The organism is Streptomyces cahuitamycinicus (genome assembly GCF_002891435.1).
GTDB classification, from domain to species: Bacteria; Actinomycetota; Actinomycetes; order Streptomycetales; family Streptomycetaceae; genus Streptomyces; species Streptomyces cahuitamycinicus.
This window is the reverse complement of the sequence record NZ_POUC01000948.1, coordinates 1-553: the sequence shown is the minus strand read 5'-3', so window position 1 is coordinate 553 and position 553 is coordinate 1. Positions and strand designations below refer to the sequence as shown.

Sequence of the window (553 nt, the reverse complement as noted above, 5' to 3'; positions counted from 1 at the left end):
CCCTTCACACCCCGTAGACGGAGACACCCATGCCCTACGCCGCTTCCTCCGCCCACCGCGCCGCCACCATCGCCACCATCGCCCGGACCCGCGCCGCGTCCCCCGCGCCCATCCCGAACGCTGAGGGCCGCGCCGCGCTCACGAAGATCGCTGACCTCCTCGACGTCGCCGCCGACGCCTTCCGGTCCTCCACTCCCGCCGTGATCGACGGCATCACCATGAACGAGATCCCGGCCGACGCCTACTTCGCCCTCGCCAACGCCGAGAACATCGCGGCCGACACCCCCGCCGCCGGGTTCCCGGCCACCCTCAGCCAGTACGTCACGCGCCGCGAGAACATCGACCTGCCCCCGTCGCTGCTCCCCGGCGGGCCCGTGCTGATCGCCAAGGAAGGCGACCTGTTCGCCCGCCTCCTCGCCCTCCACGGCCACTACCTGACCGCCGTGACCGCTACGGAGGAGAGCACCGCCAACGCCCTGGAAGCCGCGTTCACCCTGCACTGGACGCACGCCCAACTGGCGGAAGCCGTGGCCGCCGACGCCGAGCACCGCCG

General features: G+C 72.7%; 1 protein-coding gene. It reads left to right on the top strand.

Translation table 11 applies throughout. The features are described 5' to 3' along the window. Nucleotides 1-29: 29 nt before the first annotated feature. Nucleotides 30-553: hypothetical protein (locus C1J00_RS44025; RefSeq protein WP_146046439.1), on the top strand; the 524-nt coding region annotated here is incomplete at its 3' end.